13 protein-coding genes are annotated in these 15680 nt (G+C 74.7%); 6 read left to right on the forward strand and 7 right to left on the reverse strand.

Translation table 11 applies throughout. From position 1 onward, the window contains the following. Positions 1 to 125: 125 nt before the first annotated feature. Together cysC and ACIA5A_RS02060 are read right to left on the reverse strand one after the other, a co-directional pair. The gene (cysC, locus tag ACIA5A_RS02055) at positions 126 to 1655 is read right to left on the reverse strand and encodes an adenylyl-sulfate kinase (RefSeq protein ID WP_396755469.1); all 1530 of its coding nucleotides are present in this window, start codon (positions 1653 to 1655) and stop codon (positions 126 to 128) included. A 111-nt stretch (positions 1656 to 1766) separates the two neighbouring features. Further along, on the reverse strand, positions 1767 to 2372 hold the full coding sequence (locus tag ACIA5A_RS02060) for a DM13 domain-containing protein (RefSeq protein ID WP_396755471.1): 606 nt from the start codon (positions 2370 to 2372) through the stop codon (positions 1767 to 1769). Between the two features lie 107 nt (positions 2373 to 2479). Here ACIA5A_RS02060 and ACIA5A_RS02065 point away from each other — a divergent pair, with 107 nt between their 5' ends. From ACIA5A_RS02065 to ACIA5A_RS02085, 5 genes are all read left to right on the forward strand, one after another. Next, positions 2480 to 3394, forward strand: coding sequence for an ABC transporter ATP-binding protein (locus tag ACIA5A_RS02065; RefSeq protein ID WP_396755473.1), 915 nt, complete (start codon positions 2480 to 2482; stop codon positions 3392 to 3394). Next, positions 3387 to 4265 (forward strand): ABC transporter permease, encoded by an 879-nt coding sequence (locus ACIA5A_RS02070; protein WP_396755475.1) that lies wholly within the window; start codon positions 3387 to 3389, stop codon positions 4263 to 4265. Before ACIA5A_RS02065 ends, ACIA5A_RS02070 begins: the two co-directional genes overlap by 8 nt. Beyond that, positions 4262 to 5221 carry an ABC transporter ATP-binding protein gene (locus tag ACIA5A_RS02075; protein ID WP_396755477.1) on the forward strand — a complete coding sequence of 320 codons (960 nt, stop codon included), beginning with the start codon at positions 4262 to 4264 and terminating at the stop codon, positions 5219 to 5221. Before ACIA5A_RS02070 ends, ACIA5A_RS02075 begins: the two co-directional genes overlap by 4 nt. Beyond that, the gene (locus tag ACIA5A_RS02080; RefSeq protein ID WP_396755479.1) at positions 5221 to 5931 is read left to right on the forward strand and encodes an ABC transporter permease subunit; all 711 of its coding nucleotides are present in this window, start codon (positions 5221 to 5223) and stop codon (positions 5929 to 5931) included. Before ACIA5A_RS02075 ends, ACIA5A_RS02080 begins: the two co-directional genes overlap by 1 nt. Positions 5932 to 6043: 112 nt before the next feature. Next, complete coding sequence (locus ACIA5A_RS02085) at positions 6044 to 6529, forward strand: hypothetical protein (protein ID WP_396755481.1); 486 nt, start codon at positions 6044 to 6046, stop codon at positions 6527 to 6529. 48 nt (positions 6530 to 6577) lie between these two features. Here ACIA5A_RS02085 and valS read toward each other — a convergent pair whose 3' ends face one another. The 5 genes from valS to ACIA5A_RS02110 form a co-directional block, all read right to left on the reverse strand. Beyond that, positions 6578 to 9142 (reverse strand): valine--tRNA ligase, encoded by a 2565-nt coding sequence (gene valS, locus ACIA5A_RS02090; protein WP_396755483.1) that lies wholly within the window; start codon positions 9140 to 9142, stop codon positions 6578 to 6580. 108 nt (positions 9143 to 9250) lie between these two features. Then, complete coding sequence (locus ACIA5A_RS02095) at positions 9251 to 11140, reverse strand: ABC transporter ATP-binding protein (protein ID WP_396755485.1); 1890 nt, start codon at positions 11138 to 11140, stop codon at positions 9251 to 9253. Further along, positions 11137 to 12951, reverse strand: coding sequence for an ABC transporter ATP-binding protein (locus ACIA5A_RS02100; RefSeq protein WP_396755487.1), 1815 nt, complete (start codon positions 12949 to 12951; stop codon positions 11137 to 11139). The genes ACIA5A_RS02095 and ACIA5A_RS02100 overlap by 4 nt, the downstream gene beginning before the upstream one ends. A gap of 36 nt (positions 12952 to 12987) precedes the next feature. Beyond that, complete coding sequence (locus ACIA5A_RS02105; protein ID WP_396755489.1) at positions 12988 to 13500, reverse strand: methylated-DNA--[protein]-cysteine S-methyltransferase; 513 nt, start codon at positions 13498 to 13500, stop codon at positions 12988 to 12990. Beyond that, entirely contained in the window at positions 13497 to 14948 is a 1452-nt protein-coding gene (locus ACIA5A_RS02110; protein WP_396755491.1) for an AlkA N-terminal domain-containing protein, read from the reverse strand. Before ACIA5A_RS02110 ends, ACIA5A_RS02105 begins: the two co-directional genes overlap by 4 nt. A gap of 242 nt (positions 14949 to 15190) precedes the next feature. Here ACIA5A_RS02110 and ACIA5A_RS02115 point away from each other — a divergent pair, with 242 nt between their 5' ends. Then, positions 15191 to 15655, forward strand: a complete 465-nt coding sequence (locus tag ACIA5A_RS02115; RefSeq protein ID WP_396755493.1) for a hypothetical protein — start codon at positions 15191 to 15193, stop codon at positions 15653 to 15655. Positions 15656 to 15680: the final 25 nt, after the last annotated feature.

Below are 15680 nucleotides of genomic sequence, written 5' to 3' on the forward strand. Positions count from 1 at the left end.
GCCTCCCGAGCGTCACCGACCGAGCGAACGCGGTCGAACGTGTTCCAACAAAGACGAACACTACCGCGCAGGAGAAGGGGACGCGAGGTGGGACGACGACGCCGACGGGTCGGCGACGAGAAAGGTCAGGCCGGCTGGAGGCGGGGCTCCACCCAACCGGTCTCGCCGAGGTGCTCCATCACCCGCTGGACCGCCTCGTCGACGGTCAGGTCCGAGGTGTCCACCATTAGATCGGCGTCGGTGGGCTCCTCGTACGGGTCGTCGATGCCGGTCATGCCGGTGATCAGGCCGGCCCGGGCGCGGGCGTAGAGGCCCTTGCGGTCGCGCTGCTCGCAGACCGCCAGCGGGGTCGCCACGTGCACCAGCAGGAAGCCCGCCCCGGCCGCCTGGGCCATCTCCCGGGCGGTCGCCCGCGCCGCCGCGTACGGCGCGATCGGGCAGCAGATGCCGACGCCCCGGTGCCGGGCGATCTCGGCCGCCACCCAGCCGATCCGGCGCACGTTGAGATCGCGGTCGGCCTTGCTGAAGCCCAGCCCGGCGGAGAGCTCCCGCCGCACCACGTCACCGTCGAGCAGCGTGATGCTCCGGTCACCCTGCTCCCGCAGCGCGTCCGCGAGACCCCGGGCGATCGTCGACTTGCCGGAGCCGGACAGCCCGGTCAGGAAGATCACCAGACCGCGGTGCCGCCGGGGCGGGCGGGCCCGCGCCAGCTCTCGGGCCACCGCCGGCGGGGTGTGCCACTCGGGCAGCGGGAAGCCCCGGTCGAGCAGGTCGTCGATCTCGTCCTGGCTGAGCGCCAACCGGCGGTTGCGCGGCGGGATGTCCTCGCGCCAGCGCCACTGGCCGTCCCGGTTGTCGTAGGCCAGCTCCCGGGGCACCAGCACCCGCAGGCCCGCGCCGGAGAGCATGCCCTCGGTGGAGAGCAGGTGGCTCACGCCGTAGGCGGCGGCGACCCGCGCCCGCAGCAACGCGTCGCTGATCTCGTCGGACCGGCGGGCCAGCGGCACCGCCACGAGCGTCGCCGGGGGCATCCGGTCGCGTGCGGCGAACACGCTGCGCACCAGCGCCTCGGCCGGCAGGCCGCCTGTCGACTCCTCGCCCACCGGGATCAGCACCAGCAGGTGCGCGCCGAGCGTGCGGGCCGCGTGCGCGATCTGGGCCAACTGCGGGCGGTGCAGCGGGCGGTCGGCGAACACGCCGAGCACCCGGCCCGGCGGCAGCAGCCCGCGCACCTCGTCCGGGCTGCGTCGCAGCCGCTGGAACGGACCGTGGCCGCCGTCGCCCAGCCGGCGGACCGCGCCGCCCACGCCCGCCGTGCCCTCGCGCGCCGGCCAGACGTCGGTCACGTCCATCGCCGCCACCGGGGCGCCCTCGCCGTCGGTGAGCACCAGCGCCCGGCGGGCCGGGTCGGCCGGCTCCAGGCCGTCGGCGAGCGCCGCCGGCACCTGGAGGGTCACCGGCACCGGCCACGGCGTGCCGTCGGCGAGCCGACCACGCCGGCCGAGCGCCGCCAGGTCCGCCCGGGTCATGAAACCGGTCAACGGCGCGTACGCCCCGGTCAGCAACAACTCGAGATCGGCCAGCTCAGTGGGTCTGGGCGCGTACGACGGCGCATCCCGCAGCACATCCTCGGGCAGGATCCACCCGTTGCTCATCGAACCCCCAACTCGCCGGCCGGCACACAGTTTCGCAGCCCACCGGCGATCGGTCGAGAGCGCCACTCCACCTCGCGGCCACCGGCCGGTCGACCGGGTGTCGCCGGCCGCTCAGCCGGCGGGCGCCAGCGCCGCCGCGCCGAACGAGACGGCGAACCGCTCGCACCAGATCGAGACGCTGGTCAGGCCGGCGAGATCGGTGCCGGCGGGAATCGCGTACGCCTGATCGCCCCGGTTGCCCTTGAGCGCGCCGAGCGCCACATGCCGGCCGTCGTCGAACACGTGCCACCCGGACGGCCCGGTCCGAACCGGCTGGTCGGTCAGCCAGACCTGAAGATCCGGACCGTTCGAGGTGTCCAGCCCGACCAGTTCCAGCCGGTGCCGCCCGTCGGCGGTGCGGACGATCCGGGCGGCGCCGCGGGTGTCGTGCTCGTGGCTGACGAACTCGCCGCCGGCGAGCAGCACCGGGCCGGCCGGCGTCGAGGCGGGCGCGGTCGAGGCGGGCGCGGCCGACGGCGACGGGGCCGGCGCGGTGACGGACGGCACCGCCGCCAACTCCTCGTGCACCTCGGTGTCGGTGACCAGCTTCCAGGGCTGGAACCAGTAGAGCGCGGTCGCCGCGCCGAGCGCGAGGACGGCGACGGCGACCCAGGTCAGCGGGGCGCAGGAGACGCATCGGCATGTGTCGAGTCTGCCGGGGCCGGGCCGGGCGGTCACCGGCCCGGCCGGTTACGGAAGCCTTACCGGTGCGTCCGGGCGGAATCAGGGACAACCCCGAGCGTTTCCCGGTGCACCGGCGGGCCCCCGCTTCCTACGCTGGCAGCGTGACACTGCTCGCGACCGAGTCGCTGACCAAGACGTACGGAGGCCGGGTCACCGCGTTGGCCGACCTCACCGTGTCGGTCGAGCCCGGGATCATCGGTCTGGTCGGCGCGAACGGCGCCGGCAAGTCCACCCTGATCAAGATCCTGCTGGGCCTGCTCCCGCCGACCACCGGCCGGGTGCGGGTGCTCGGCCTCGACCCCACCACCGACCCGGCCGCGGTCCGCGCCCGGGTCGGCTACATGCCCGAGCACGACGCCCTCCCGCCGGACCTCTCCGCCGCCGAGCTGGTCACCCACCTGGGCCGGATGAGCGGCCTGCCGCGCACCGTCGCCCGGGAACGGGCCTCCGAGGCGCTGCGCCACGTCGGCCTGCACGAGGAGCGGCACCGGGCCGTCGGCGGCTACTCCACCGGCATGAAGCAGCGGGTCAAGCTCGCCCAGGCCCTGGTGCACGACCCCGACCTGCTGCTGCTCGACGAGCCCACCAACGGCCTCGACCCGGCCGGCCGGGACGCCATGCTCGCCCTGGTGCACCGGATCGGCACCGAGTTCGGCATCTCCGTGGTGGTCTGCTCGCACCTGCTCGGCGAGGTGGAACGGATCTGCGACACGCTCGTCGCGATCGACGGCGGCCGGCTGCTGCGCGCCGACCGGGTCGCCGCGATGACCACCGCCACGGACGTGCTCGCCGTCGAGGTGAGCGAGGGCACGGACGAGTTGGCCGCCCGGCTGGCCGCGCTCGACCTGGCCGTGTCCCGGGACGGGCGGCTGCTGCTCGTCCCGCTCACCGACGAACACACCTACGACCTGATCCTCGGTGCGGTCGCCGAGCTGGACCTGCCCCTGCACCGGCTGGACCAGCGGCGGCACCGGGTGGCCGAACTCTTCGCCCCGAGGGAGCCCAGCCATGCCTGAAGCCACCGGCGTCATCCACGACATCGGCTACCAGCGCTACACCGGCCCGCGGCTCGGCCGCCGGCAGGTCTTCGGCGCGCTGTACGGCCACGGCGTGCGTACCGTCTTCGGGCTGGGCCGCAGCGCCAAGTCGAAGATCTTCCCGTGGCTGGTGGTCGCCGTGGTCACCGTGGTGGCCGCCGGGCTGACCGCGGTACGCAGCCAGATCGGCCAGGTGGTGATGACGTACGCCCAGTTCGCCGACGCGATGAGCTGGCTGGTCATCTTCTTCGCCGCGGTGGCCGCGCCCGAGCTGGTCTCCCGCGACCTGCGCAGCGGCGTGCTGCCGCTCTACTTCTCCCGGCCGCTGCCGCGCGGAGACTACGCGCTGGCGAAGCTGCTGGCGCTCGTCACGTCGCTCTGGCTGCTGCTCGGCGGCCCGCAACTGGTGATGTTCCTGGGCGCCGCGTTCACCACCTCCCGGGGCATGCGCGGGGTGTGGGACGAGCTGCTCGACCTGCTGCCCGGGCTGCTCTACGCCGGCTTGTGGGCGGTGGTCTTCGCCTCGATCGCGCTGCTCGTCGCCTCGCTCACCGGCAAGCGCGCCTTCGCCGCCGGTGGCATCGTGGCGGTGTTCCTGATGACCACACCGGTGGTCGGCGTGCTGAACATCATGCCCTCCCGGACGGTGAACGAGCTGTCCTTCCTCGCCTCCCCGTCGACGCTCGTCGGCGGCGTGGGCAACTGGGCGCTCGGCGACAAGCTGACCCAGGGGCGCGGCGGCATGCCGATCGGCGACTTCGGCCCGGTCTACGCCGTGGTCGCCGTGCTGCTGGTCGCCGCCTGCGTCAGCCTGCTGCTCCTGCGATACCGGAAGGTGGCCGCCCGATGACGGCGCTGCACACGCAACCGGCGGCCGACGTGCCCGCCGCGACGACGAGCACCCTCGACCTGGCCGGCGTCTCCCGCTGGTACGGCAACGTGGTGGCGGTCAACGACGTCACCATGCGGCTCGGCCCCGGCGTGACCGGCCTGCTCGGCCCGAACGGCGCCGGCAAGACCACGCTGCTGCACATGATGGCCGGGTTCCTCGCCCCGTCCCGGGGCACGGTGACGCTGGACGGGGAGCCGACCTGGCGCAACCCGGGCGTCTACCGGCGGCTGGGCCTGGTCAGCGAGCGGGAGGCGGTGCACACCTTCCTCAGCGCGTACGAGTTCGTGCTGGCCAGCGCGAAGCTGCACAAGCTGCCCGACCCGGAGGCGGCGGCCCGGCGGGCGATCGAGCTGGTCGAGATGGAGAGCGCGCAGGGCCGCCGGATCGGCACCTACTCCAAGGGCATGCGGCAGCGCACCCGGGTGGCCGCCGCGCTGGTGCACGACCCGCAGGTGCTGCTGCTCGACGAGCCGTTCAACGGCATGGACCCCCGGCAGCGGCTGCACATGATGGGGCTGCTGCACCGGCTCGGCGACGCCGGCCGGACCATCCTGTTCAGCTCGCACATCCTGGAGGAGGTCGAGCAGGTCTCCGGCACGGTCCAGGTGATGGTCGCCGGCCGGCTGGCCGCCTCCGGCGACTACCGCACCATCCGCCGGCTGATGACCAACCGGCCGCACGTCTTCGCGGTGCGCTCCACCGACGACCGGGCCCTGGCGGTGGCGCTGATGGCGGAGGCCTCGGTCGCCGGCGTCGAGCTGGATCGCACCGGCCTGACCGTGAAGGCCGGCGACTACGGCGCCTTCACCCGCGCGCTGCCCAGGATCGCACTCCGCCACGGCATCCGGGTCCGGCAGTTGCTGCCGGAGGACGAGTCGCTGGAGAGCGTCTTCTCGTATCTGGTGGAGGCCTGATGTCGACAGTTACCTGGATCACCGCCCGCGGCCTGTTCGGCCGGAGCCGGTTCCTCATGCTGCTGCCGTTGCCGTTGATCCTGATCGGCCTGGCGGTGCTCTGCCGGGCGCTCGGGGTGGACCCCGGCCAGTGGGGGCCGCCGGTGCTCGTCGGTCTCGGCCTGGCGGTGGTGCTGCCGGTGGTCGCCCTGATCGTGGGCACCGGCGTGCTCGGCGCCGAGATCGACGACGGCACCGTGGTGCACATCCTCACCAAGCCGCTGCCCCGCTGGCAGATCGTGCTGCCGAAGCTCGCGGTGGCGGCCCTGGTCAGCGCCGTCACCGTCGGCATCCCGCTCTACGTCGCGGGCGTGCTCGCCGACTCGGTACGCCTCGGGCTGGCCCTGGTCGCCGCGTCCGCGGCGGGCGCGCTCGCCTACTCGGCGCTGTTCCTGGCGCTCAGCCTGGTGAGCCGGCGGCCGGTGCTGCTCGGCCTGGTCTACGTGCTGATCTGGGAGGGTCTGCTCGGCCGGTTCGTCAACGGCACCAAGGTGCTGTCGGTCCAGCAGTGGGTGATCGCGCTGGCCGACCGGATGGCGCCCACGTCGCTGCTCGGCACCACCGTCTCGGTGCCGGTCGCCGCCGTGCTGACCGCCCTGGTGGCGATCGGTTTCACGGTCCTGGCGATCGACCGGCTCCGGTCGTTCAGCGTGGCGGGCGAGACGAGCTGAGTCGCACGGGACCCCGGCTCCGACCGCTCCGGCGGCGGAAAAGGGGTCCCGCCCGGCCCCCGTGGTTCTGTTACCTTGCGGCGGCGACGACACCAGACACGGGGAGAACACATTGCGTCCCGCTCGACCCGCCCTGCTGGCTCCGGCCGCGGTGGCACTGATCATCATGTCCGGCTGCACCACCGACGGTGACGACACGTCGGCGGCCGAACCCGCCGGGGCGTCCGCCCCCGCCGCGTCGACGCCGTCGGCGCCGGCCGCGTCACCCGCCCCGGTGGGCCTCGACGAGGCCACCAGGACCACCTGCGCCGCCGCCCAGAAGGACATCACGGCCGCGCTCAAGGAGGTCGCCGCGGCGGAGAAGATCGGCCCGCCGGCCGGGCACTCCGCGGTGAGCGCGCAATACTCCGCCGGCGCGGCGACCCTGTACACGCACGCGTTCACCAGCAGCGACGAGGTCAACGGCGCGGTGAAGGCGGTCGCCACCGAGATGGGCGACCTGGCCGACACCTGGGCCAAGGCGCCGAAGAAGTCGCCCAGCAAGGCGGACCTCACCGCCGCGCAGGGCAAGCTCAAGGCGACCTGCGCGGCCGGCTAGCACACCGGGACGGGGCGGTCGGCGTCCGCCGGCCGCCCCGTCCCGTGCTCAGAACGCGCAGGCGACGACCAGCTCCGCGGTGCGGTCCGGCAGCAGGTCGAGCTTCGCGATCCGGCCCGCCGCCTTCAGGTCATCGGCCACGGTGGTGAGCTGGTCGAGCAGGGCCGCCGGTCCGAGCGCCTCGGCCAGCGGCACGTCCGCCTTCATCGACAGCTTCCGTTCCGACTTGGCCCGGCGCACCTGCCCCAACGCGTCGGCGGCCAGCCGCAGCAGCTCCGGGTCACCGGGCGCGGCCATCGCGCGGCCCACCTCGTAGGTGGTCGGCCACGTCGAGCGGTGCACCGAGCCGTACCGCCACCACGACCAGACCTCCTCGGTGACGAACGGCAGCACCGGGGCGAACAGCCGCAACTGCACCGACAGCGCGGTGGCCAGCGCCGCCCGGGCCGAGTCGGCCGCCGGCCCGGACCCGTAGGCGCGCTCCTTCACCAGCTCGATGTAGTCGTCGCAGAACCGCCAGAAGAACGCCTCCGTGGCCATCAGGGCGGCCGTGTGGTCGTACCCGTCGAAGGCGGTGGTCGCGGTGGCGACCACGCCGGACAGCTCGGCGAGCATCGCGGTGTCCAACGGTTGGGTCACCGGGGCCCGCAGCGCGTCGGCGGCGCCCAGCCCGAGCGCGAACCGGGACGCGTTGAGCACCTTCGTGGCCAGCCGGCGGCCCACCTTGACCTGGGCCGGGTCGAAGGCCAGGTCCATGCCCGGCTTGCCGTTGGCGGCCCAGTAGCGCACCGCGTCGGAGCCGTGCTGCTCCAGCAGCCCCATCGGGGTGACCACGTTCCCCTTGGACTTCGACATCTTCTTCCGGTCCGGGTCGAGGATCCAGCCGGAGAGCACCGCCGTGCGCCAGGGCAGCACGCCGTGCTCCAGATGGGCCCGGACCACGGTGGCGAACAGCCAGGTGCGGATGATGTCGTGCCCCTGCGGGCGCAGGTCCATCGGGAAGACCCGGCGGTGCAGGTCCGGATCGGTCTCCCAGCCGCCGACGATCTGCGGGGTCAGCGACGAGGTGGCCCAGGTGTCCAGCACGTCCGGATCCCCGGTGAAGCCACCGGGGACGCCGCGCTGCGCCTCCTGGTGGCCGGGCGGCGGCTCGCTCGTCGGATCGATCGGCAACATCGCCTCGTCCGGTGTGAGAGGGTGGGTCCAGTCCGGTTCGCCAGCGTCGTCGAGCCGGTACCACACCGGCACCGGCACGCCGAAGAACCGCTGCCGGCTGACCAGCCAGTCACCGGTGAGGCCGCCCACCCAGTGCTCGTAGCGGTGCCGCATGTGCTCCGGCACCCAGCGCAGCTCGCGCCCCCGGGCCAGCAGCTCCTCGCGCAGGTCGGCGTCCCGGCCGCCGTTGCGCAGATACCACTGCCGGGTCGACACGATCTCCAGCGGCCGGTCGCCGCGCTCGTAGAACTTCACCGGATGGGTGATCGGGCGCGGCTCGCCGACCAGGTCACCGGCGTCGGCCAGCAACTCCACCAGGGTCCGCCGGGCGCCGTTGACGGTCTGGCCGGCCAGCGCCGCGTAGGGCCCGGCCGGCACCCCGGCCGGCGGCTCCGGCAGCAGCCGGCCGTCCCGGCCGATCACCACCCGGGTGTCCAGCCGCAGCTCCCGCCACCAGGTCACGTCCGCCAGGTCGCCGAACGTGCAGACCATCGCGATGCCGGTGCCCTTGGCCGGGTCCGCCAGCGGGTGCGCGCGCACCGGCACCTCCACCCCGAAGACCGGGGTACGCGCCGACGCGCCGACCAGATCGGCGTACCTCTCGTCGTCCGGGTGGCAGACCAGCGCCACGCAGGCCGGCAGCAGCTCCGGCCGGGTGGTGTCGATCAGCACCTCGCGCCCGTCCGGCCCGGTGAACCGCAGCCGGTGGTAGGCGCCCGGCCGCTCCCGGTCCTCCAGCTCGGCCTGGGCGACCGCGGTGCCGAAGCCGACGTCCCAGAGCGTCGGCGCCTCCGCCTGGTAGGCCTCGCCCCGGGCCAGGTTGCGCAGGAACGCGCGCTGGCTGGCCGCGCGGGCCGCCCGCCCGATCGTGGTGTAGGTCAGCGACCAGTCCACCGACAGGCCCAACCGGCGCCACAGTGCCTCGAAGACCTTCTCGTCCTCCACCGTCAGCGTCTCGCACAGCTCGATGAAGTTGCGCCGGGAGATCGCCGTCGGGTTCTTCCGGGCGTCGTCGCCCACCGGGGCGGGCGGCGGTCGCCAGTCCCTGTCGTACGGCAGCGCCGGGTCGGGGCGCACCCCGTAGACGTTCTGCACCCGGCGTTCGGTCGGCAGCCCGTTGTCGTCCCAGCCCATCGGGTAGAACACGGTCCGCCCGCGCATCCGCTGGAACCGCGCCACCGTGTCGGTGTGCGTGTAGGAGAAGACGTGCCCCATGTGCAGCTCGCCCGACACGGTCGGCGGCGGGGTGTCGATCGAGTAGACGTCCGCGCGTTCCTTCGAACGGTCGAACGCGTACGTGCCGTCGGACTGCCAGCGGTGGGCCCAGGTCGCTTCGAGGCCGTCCAGGCTCGGACGCTCGGGGACGCCGGCGCGGGCCGTCCTCGTCGTGTCGGTCATCTGCCGATGGTAGGCGGGCGCGTCCGGCCGCTCCACGGCTTTGGTCGGTCACGGGCCGCGCCACGGCCGTGCGTGGACCGACCCGGCCGGTCACCCGTGCCTCGTGCCTCAGAGCAGCGAGTCGCGCCACTGGCGGTGCAGCGCGGCGTAGCGGCCGCCGGCGGCGGCCAGGTCGGCCGGCGAGCCGTCCTCGACGATCCCGCCGGCGTCCAGCACCAGCACCCGGTCGGCGGTCTCCACGGTGGAGAGCCGGTGCGCGATCACCAGCGCGGTGCGGTCGCGCAGCACGCTCCGCAGCGCCCGCTGCACCAGGCGCTCGGTGGGCACGTCGAGCGACGAGGTGGCCTCGTCGAGGATCAGCACCCGGGGGTCGGCCAGGAACGCCCGGGCGAACGCGACGAGCTGCCGCTGGCCGGCGGAGAGCCGGCCGCCGCGCCGGTGCACGTCGGTGGCGTACCCGTCGGGCAGCGCGGCGACGAACTCGTGCGCGCCGATGGCCCGCGCGGCGGCGACCACCGCGGCGTCGTCGGCGTCCGGCCGGCCGAACCGGATGTTCTCCGCCACCGAGCCGCTGAACAGGTGGGTCTCCTGGGTGACCAGCACCACCGCCCGGCGCAGCTCGGCGTCGGCCAGGTCCCGCAGGTCGACCCCGTCCAGGCGGACCGACCCGGCGTCCGGGTCGTGGAACCGGGCCAGCAGCTTGGCCACCGTGGACTTGCCCGCGCCGGTCGGACCGATCAACGCGACCGTCTGCCCGGCCGGCACGGTCAGCTCCAGGCCGGACAGGATCGGCGTCTCCGGCCGGTAGCCGAAGGAGACCGAGCGGAAGGTCACCGCGCCACGGGGTGGCCCGGCGGGCAGCGGCACCGGGCGGGCCGGTTCGGCCACCGCCGGACGCTCGTCCAGCACCCCGGCCAGCTTCTCCAGGGCCGCCGTCGCCGACTGGAGTGAGTTGTAGAACTGGCTCAGGTCCTCCATCGGCTCGAAGAACCGGCGCAGGTAGAGCAGGAACGCGGCGAGCACGCCGACCTCGGTGTGGCCGCCCAGCACGCGCCAACCCCCGTACGCGAGCACCGTCGCCGCGGTGAGGTTGCCGATCAGCCGGATGCCGGGGGAGTAGATCGCGATCAGCCGGAACGCCCGCAGGCTGGCCGCCCGGTAGTCGTCGTTGACCGCGGCGAAGATGCGCTGGTTGCGGGCCTCCCGGCGGAACGCCTGCACCGCCCGGATCCCGCGCAGCGACTCGACGAAGTGCACGATGACCAGCGCCACCGCCTCCCGGGTCCGCCGGTAGGCCCCGGCCGAGGCCCTGGCGAACCAGCGGGACAGCCAGAACAGGAACGGGAAGGCGACCAGGGTGACCGTGGCCAGCGGCAGGTCCAGCCAGAGCAGGATGCCCGCCACGGACAGCACCGACAGCACGGCCATCACCAACCGGTCGATCCCGCCGTCGACCAGCTCGCCGATCGACTCCAGGTCGCTCGTCAGCCGGGACACCATCCGGCCCGAGGTGTAGCGCTCGTGGAAGCCGACGTCGAGGCGGAGGAAGTGCGCGTACACGCGGCGTCGCAGGTCGAGCAGGACGGCCTGGCCGATCCGCGCGGCGAGGGCGAGGAACGCGCGCCGGGCCGCGTACTCGGTGGCGGTGGCCACGACGAACACGGCGGCCACCGCGATCAACGGGCCGGCGTCGCCGGCCCGCAGCGGGCCGATGCCCCGGTCGATGCCGAGCATGACCAGGTACGGGCCGGCCATCGCGGCCGCGTTCTGCACCAGCAGCAACGCCACGGCCAGACCGAGCGGGCGCCGGTGCGGGCGGAGCAGGCGCCGCAGCAGCAACCGGCTGCGGGCGCGGAGCCGGGCGACCGCAGCCGGTGACGAGTCCTCGGCGCGGCTGCGGTCGGCGTCCGGGTCGGTGGCCCGGCCCCGCCACCTGTCGAGATCGGCGTCGGCGTCGCCCTCCGGGGCGTCGCGCCCGGTGGCGGCGCGCCCGGTCACGACCGCACCAGACGGACGCCGTCGGGACGGCGTTCCGGCTCGGCGGAGAGCACCGCCCGGTAGGCCGGCACCTCGGCCAGCATCCGGGAGTGGGTGCCGACCGCGACGATCCGGCCGCCCTCCATCAGCGCCACCCGGTCGGCAAGCGCCACCGTGGAGGGCCGGTGCACCACAAGCAGCGCGGTGGTGTCCCGCAGCACCCGGCGCAGCGCCGCCTCGACGAGCGCCTCGGTGTGCACGTCGAGCGCGGAGAGGGGGTCGTCGAGCACCAGCAGGGCGGGTCGGCCGAGCACGGCCCGGGCCAGCGCCAGCCGCTGCCGCTGCCCGCCGGAGAGCGACAGCCCCTGCTCGCCGATCCGGGTGGCCAACCCCCACGGCAGGTCGTACGCGAAGTCCGCCTGCGCCATCGCCAGCGCGGCCCGGACCTCCTCGTCCCCGGCGTCCGGCCGGCCCAGGGTGAGGTTCTCCCGCACCGACATGGAGAACAGGGTCGGCTCCTCGAAGGCCACCCCGACCAGCCGGCGCAGCGAGCCGAGCCGCAGGTCACGCAGGTCGTGCCCGTCGAGCGTGATCCGGCCCCCGGTCACCTCGTGCAGCCGGGGGACCAGCGAGAGCAGCGTGCTCTTGCCGCAGCCGGTGGCGCCGACAAGCGCGAGCGTCTCACCCGGCTCGACGGTGAGGTCCACCTCGCGCAGCACCGGGGCGGGCGCGCCCGGGTAGTGGAAACTCACCCGCTCGAACCGGAGCCGGCCGCCGACCTCGGTGCGGCGCAGCGAGCGGGCGTGCGGGGCGTCCACGATGGTCGGCGGCGTGTCGAGCACCTCCTGTATCCGGTCGGCGGCGGTGGCGGCCTCCTGCCCGTTCGCGATGATCCAGCCGAGGGACTGCACCGGCCAGATCAGCATGAGCTGGAGGCTGACGAAGGCGACCAACTGCCCGATGGTGAGCGCGCCGTCGGCCACGGCGGCGGCGCCGGCCACCAGGACCGCGCCGAGCGTCAGGTTGGGCACCAGGTCGAACAACGCGGACGTGCGGGCGAGCAGCCGCGCCTTGTCGATGCCGGTGTCGTGCAGCCGGTGCGCGCCGGTGGCGAACCGGGCGGCCAACTCCGGACCCCGCCCGTACGCCCGCATGGTGCGCAGCCCCTGCGCCGTCTCCTCGACAAGCGTGGCGATGTCTCCCTGCTGGTCCTGCATCCGGCGGGAGGCCGCGTGGTAGTGCCGGGCGAACCGTCGGCTGATCAGGAACAGCGGCACGGCGCTGGCCGCCACCAGCAGCCCCAGCCAGGGGTGCAGCCGGATCAGCAGCACCACCACGGCGGCGTAGGTGATCAGGTTGAGCACCAGGAAGAGCAGGCCGAAGGAGAGGAACCGGCGGATCACCGAGAGGTCGCTGGTGACCCGGGAGAGCAACTGGCCGGACTGCCAGCGGTCGTGGAAGCCGGCCGGCAGCCGTTGCAGGTGTGCGTAGATGTCGGCCCGGATGGCCGCCTCCATGCCGACCGACGACGACGACTGCGTCCACCGTCGGATGAAGATCAGCGCCGCCTCGGCGAGCCCGAGCAGCAGCGCGAGCGCGCCGAGGCGGAACAGACCGGCCTCGTCGTGCCGGGCCACCGGCCCGTCCACCACCCGCTGCACCACCAGCGGGACGGCCAGGCTCGCCGCGGTCGCGGCCAGCGCCGCGACCAGCAGCCAGGCGAACTCCGCCGCATATGGGCGCAGGTAGGGGCGCAGCCGCCAGAGGTTGCGCAGCGGCTGGGACCGGGCGCCGGGATGCGCCGCGGGATTGCCATCGCTGGGCGCGGGCACCAGCCGACGGTAGCGGCCGGGTGTGACGGTGCGGGGTCAGCTAGCCGTCACCCGTCCCTCATGCCCGAGAAGCCACTTCTTCACGTCCAGCCCCCAGCGGTAGCCGCCGAGCGCGCCGTCGGTGCGCAGCACCCGGTGGCAGGGGACGAAGAGCGCGGCGGCGTTGCGCGCGCAGGCCGCCGCGGCGGCGCGGACCGCGGCCGGTCGCCCGGCCAGCGCGGCGAAGCCGGTGTAGGTCACCGGGTCGCCCGGTTTGACGTCGCGCAGCACCCGCCAGGCGTGCGCCAGGAAGACGCCGTCGGTGTGCTGCTCCACCTCGACCGCGTCGATCGCGGTCAGGTCGCCGTCGAGGTAGGCCCGGACCGCGGCGGTCACCGGACCGAGGTCGGCCCGCTCCCGCAGGTCGCCGCGCAGGCTGAGGTGCGTCAGCGGCACCAGCGTCGCCGGGTCGGCGGTGAAGCCGGCGGCGCGTACCGCCCCGCCGGGGCCGGCGAGCACGCTCAGCGGGCCGGCGGGGGTGTCGATGACGGTGCTGTCCACCATGGTCATGCCGCTCTCCAGAGTCGAATCGTCGCGTAGGACCGCCAGGGGCGCCAGCGGTCGGCGTAGGCGTGCAGGGTCTTCGGGTCGTCGGGCAGGCCGAGCGCTGCTGCGCCACGGCGTACGCCCAGGTCGGTGGCGAGGATGACGTCGGGATCGCCGAGCGCGCGCATGGCCAGGTAGCCGGCGGTCCACGGCCCGACGCCGGGCAGCGCGGTCAACTGCCGCACCGCCTCCTCCCGGTCGCCGCCCGGCTCCAGGTCCAGCTCCCCGTCGGCGACGGCCCGGGCGAGCGCCCGGATCGTCTCCCGCCGGGCCGCCGGCATCCGGAACGCCGGATCCGGCGCCGTCAGCACCTCGGCCGCGCTCGGGAACGCCCGCGGGCCGCCCGGCGCCAGGTCGGCGGCCGACTCGTCGGCACGCCGGACGGCGGTGAGCAGGTGGGTGAGCGTGGTCCGGGCCGAGCGCAGCGAGACCTGCTGGGTGGTGACGGCCCGGACGGCCATCTCGAAGCCGTCCACCGCGTGCGGCAGCCGGACCCCCGGCTCGGCGTCGACCGCCGGGGCCAGGGCCGGGTCGCCGGCGAGGGTGGCGTCCACCGCGACCGGGTCCGCGTCGAGGTCGAGCAGGCGGCGGCACCGCGCCACCGCGGGCGCCAGGTCACGCATGTCGGCCAGCCGGAGCGTGGCCGCCACGTGCCCGTCGGCCGGGGCCAGCGCCACCGTGGCGGGACCGTGCGGCAGCCGCAGGCCGCGGTGGTAGACCCCGTCGCGGACCTCTTCGACGCCGGGCAGCGCGCGCAGCGCGAGGAAGTCCAGCAGCGCGCCGACGTGCAGCGGCGGGCGGTGGGCCAGGCGCAGCGTGATGGTGCCCGCTCCGCCGGCCGGCCCCCGGGTGCTCCGGCCGGCCCGGAGCTCGGACGGGGTGACGCCGTAGACCTCGCGGACCGTCTCGTTGAACTGCCGCACGCTGCCGAACCCGGCGGCGAAGGCCACCTCGGCGAGGCCGAGCCCGGTGGTCTCGACCAGGATGCGGGCGGTCTGCGCGCGTTGCGCCCGGGCCAGCGCCAGCGGGCCGGCGCCCAACTCCTCCCGGAGCATCCGGTGCAGGTGCCGCTCGGTGTAGCCGAGCCGGGTGGCCAGGCCGGGCACGCCGTCCCGGTCGACCACGCCGTCGGCGATCAGCCGCATCGCGCGGCCCACCAGGTCGGCCCGGACGTCCCACTGCGGCGAGCCCGGCGCGGCGTCGGGCCGGCACCGGCGGCAGGCCCGCAGCCCGGCGCCCTGGGCGGCGGCGGCGGACGGGAAGAACCGGACGTTCTGCCGCTTCGGCGTCATCGCCGGGCAGGACGGCCGGCAGTAGATGCCGGTCGAGGTGACACCGGTGTAGAACCAGCCGTCGAACCGCGGGTCGCGGCTGTCGACGGCCCGGTAGCACCGCTCGAAGTCCAACTCCATGACACCGATCCTGCCTTGCAGGTCGGACGCTCGGCTGGCGGGATTCGGACATGACGTGCGGCAGTCGCGCCAGCTCGGCGAGGTGGCGGTATCCCGGCCCTCCGGATGCCGCCACCTCGGCGAGGTGGCGTGGATCTTGTCAGCGGGTCCGGGAAACTGTCGTAAGTGGTCGGTACCGTCCCGCCACCAACTCCAGAAAAGGTGCGAGGCATGGCGAGCGTGGCCGGGCGGGGTGTCCGCTGATGCGATCGGGGCGAGCGCGCATCGACGCCGCGGTGGTGCAGGGCTTCTACGACCGGATGCGCGCGGTGGCGCCGGCTGCCTACGGCGCGATCGAGCGGGACCGGGCCGGCGACCCGGAGCGGGCCTTCGCGGACACCGCCTGCGGCCGGCTCGTCGCGTCGCTCGACCCGGCCGGGCTGCGGGCGCTCGGCATGTGGGCGCATCACTGGTGCATGCGCTTCTACGACGACGACACCCGGGTCGGGGTGCGGCTGGTCCGGGAGATCGCCGCCCGGCCCGGCCTCGGCTGGACCGCGGACGAGGTGCGCTGGCTGCTCGACCGGTCGTACGAGGCCGGGTCCGCCGCCGCGCACCGGTTCACCCTGCCGCTCGCCGCCGCCGGGGAGCTGCCGGCCGGCACGCTGCCCGAGGGCGTCGCGATCGACACGCTGCCGGCGGACTGGCGGCGGCTGCGGGCCGGCTGACCGGGCCGTGCGTCGAGCGCGGTCG

It is taken from the genome of Micromonospora sp. NPDC051300 (assembly GCF_044455315.1).
Lineage (GTDB): Bacteria > Actinomycetota > Actinomycetes > Mycobacteriales > Micromonosporaceae > Micromonospora > Micromonospora robiginosa.

Excerpts from the sequence above, each read along its gene's own strand:
- cysC (WP_396755469.1), bottom strand. The coding sequence starts at position 1,655 with ATGAGCAACGGGTGGATCCTGCCCGAGGATGTGCTGCGGGATGCGCCG.
- ACIA5A_RS02070 (WP_396755475.1), top strand. The coding sequence starts at position 3,387 with ATGCCTGAAGCCACCGGCGTCATCCACGACATCGGCTACCAGCGCTAC.
- ACIA5A_RS02075 (WP_396755477.1), top strand. The coding sequence starts at position 4,262 with ATGACGGCGCTGCACACGCAACCGGCGGCCGACGTGCCCGCCGCGACG.
- ACIA5A_RS02080 (WP_396755479.1), top strand. The coding sequence starts at position 5,221 with ATGTCGACAGTTACCTGGATCACCGCCCGCGGCCTGTTCGGCCGGAGC.
- valS (WP_396755483.1), bottom strand. The coding sequence starts at position 9,142 with ATGACCGACACGACGAGGACGGCCCGCGCCGGCGTCCCCGAGCGTCCG.
- ACIA5A_RS02105 (WP_396755489.1), bottom strand. The coding sequence starts at position 13,500 with ATGACCATGGTGGACAGCACCGTCATCGACACCCCCGCCGGCCCGCTG.
- ACIA5A_RS02110 (WP_396755491.1), bottom strand. The coding sequence starts at position 14,948 with ATGGAGTTGGACTTCGAGCGGTGCTACCGGGCCGTCGACAGCCGCGAC.
- ACIA5A_RS02115 (WP_396755493.1), top strand. The coding sequence starts at position 15,191 with ATGCGATCGGGGCGAGCGCGCATCGACGCCGCGGTGGTGCAGGGCTTC.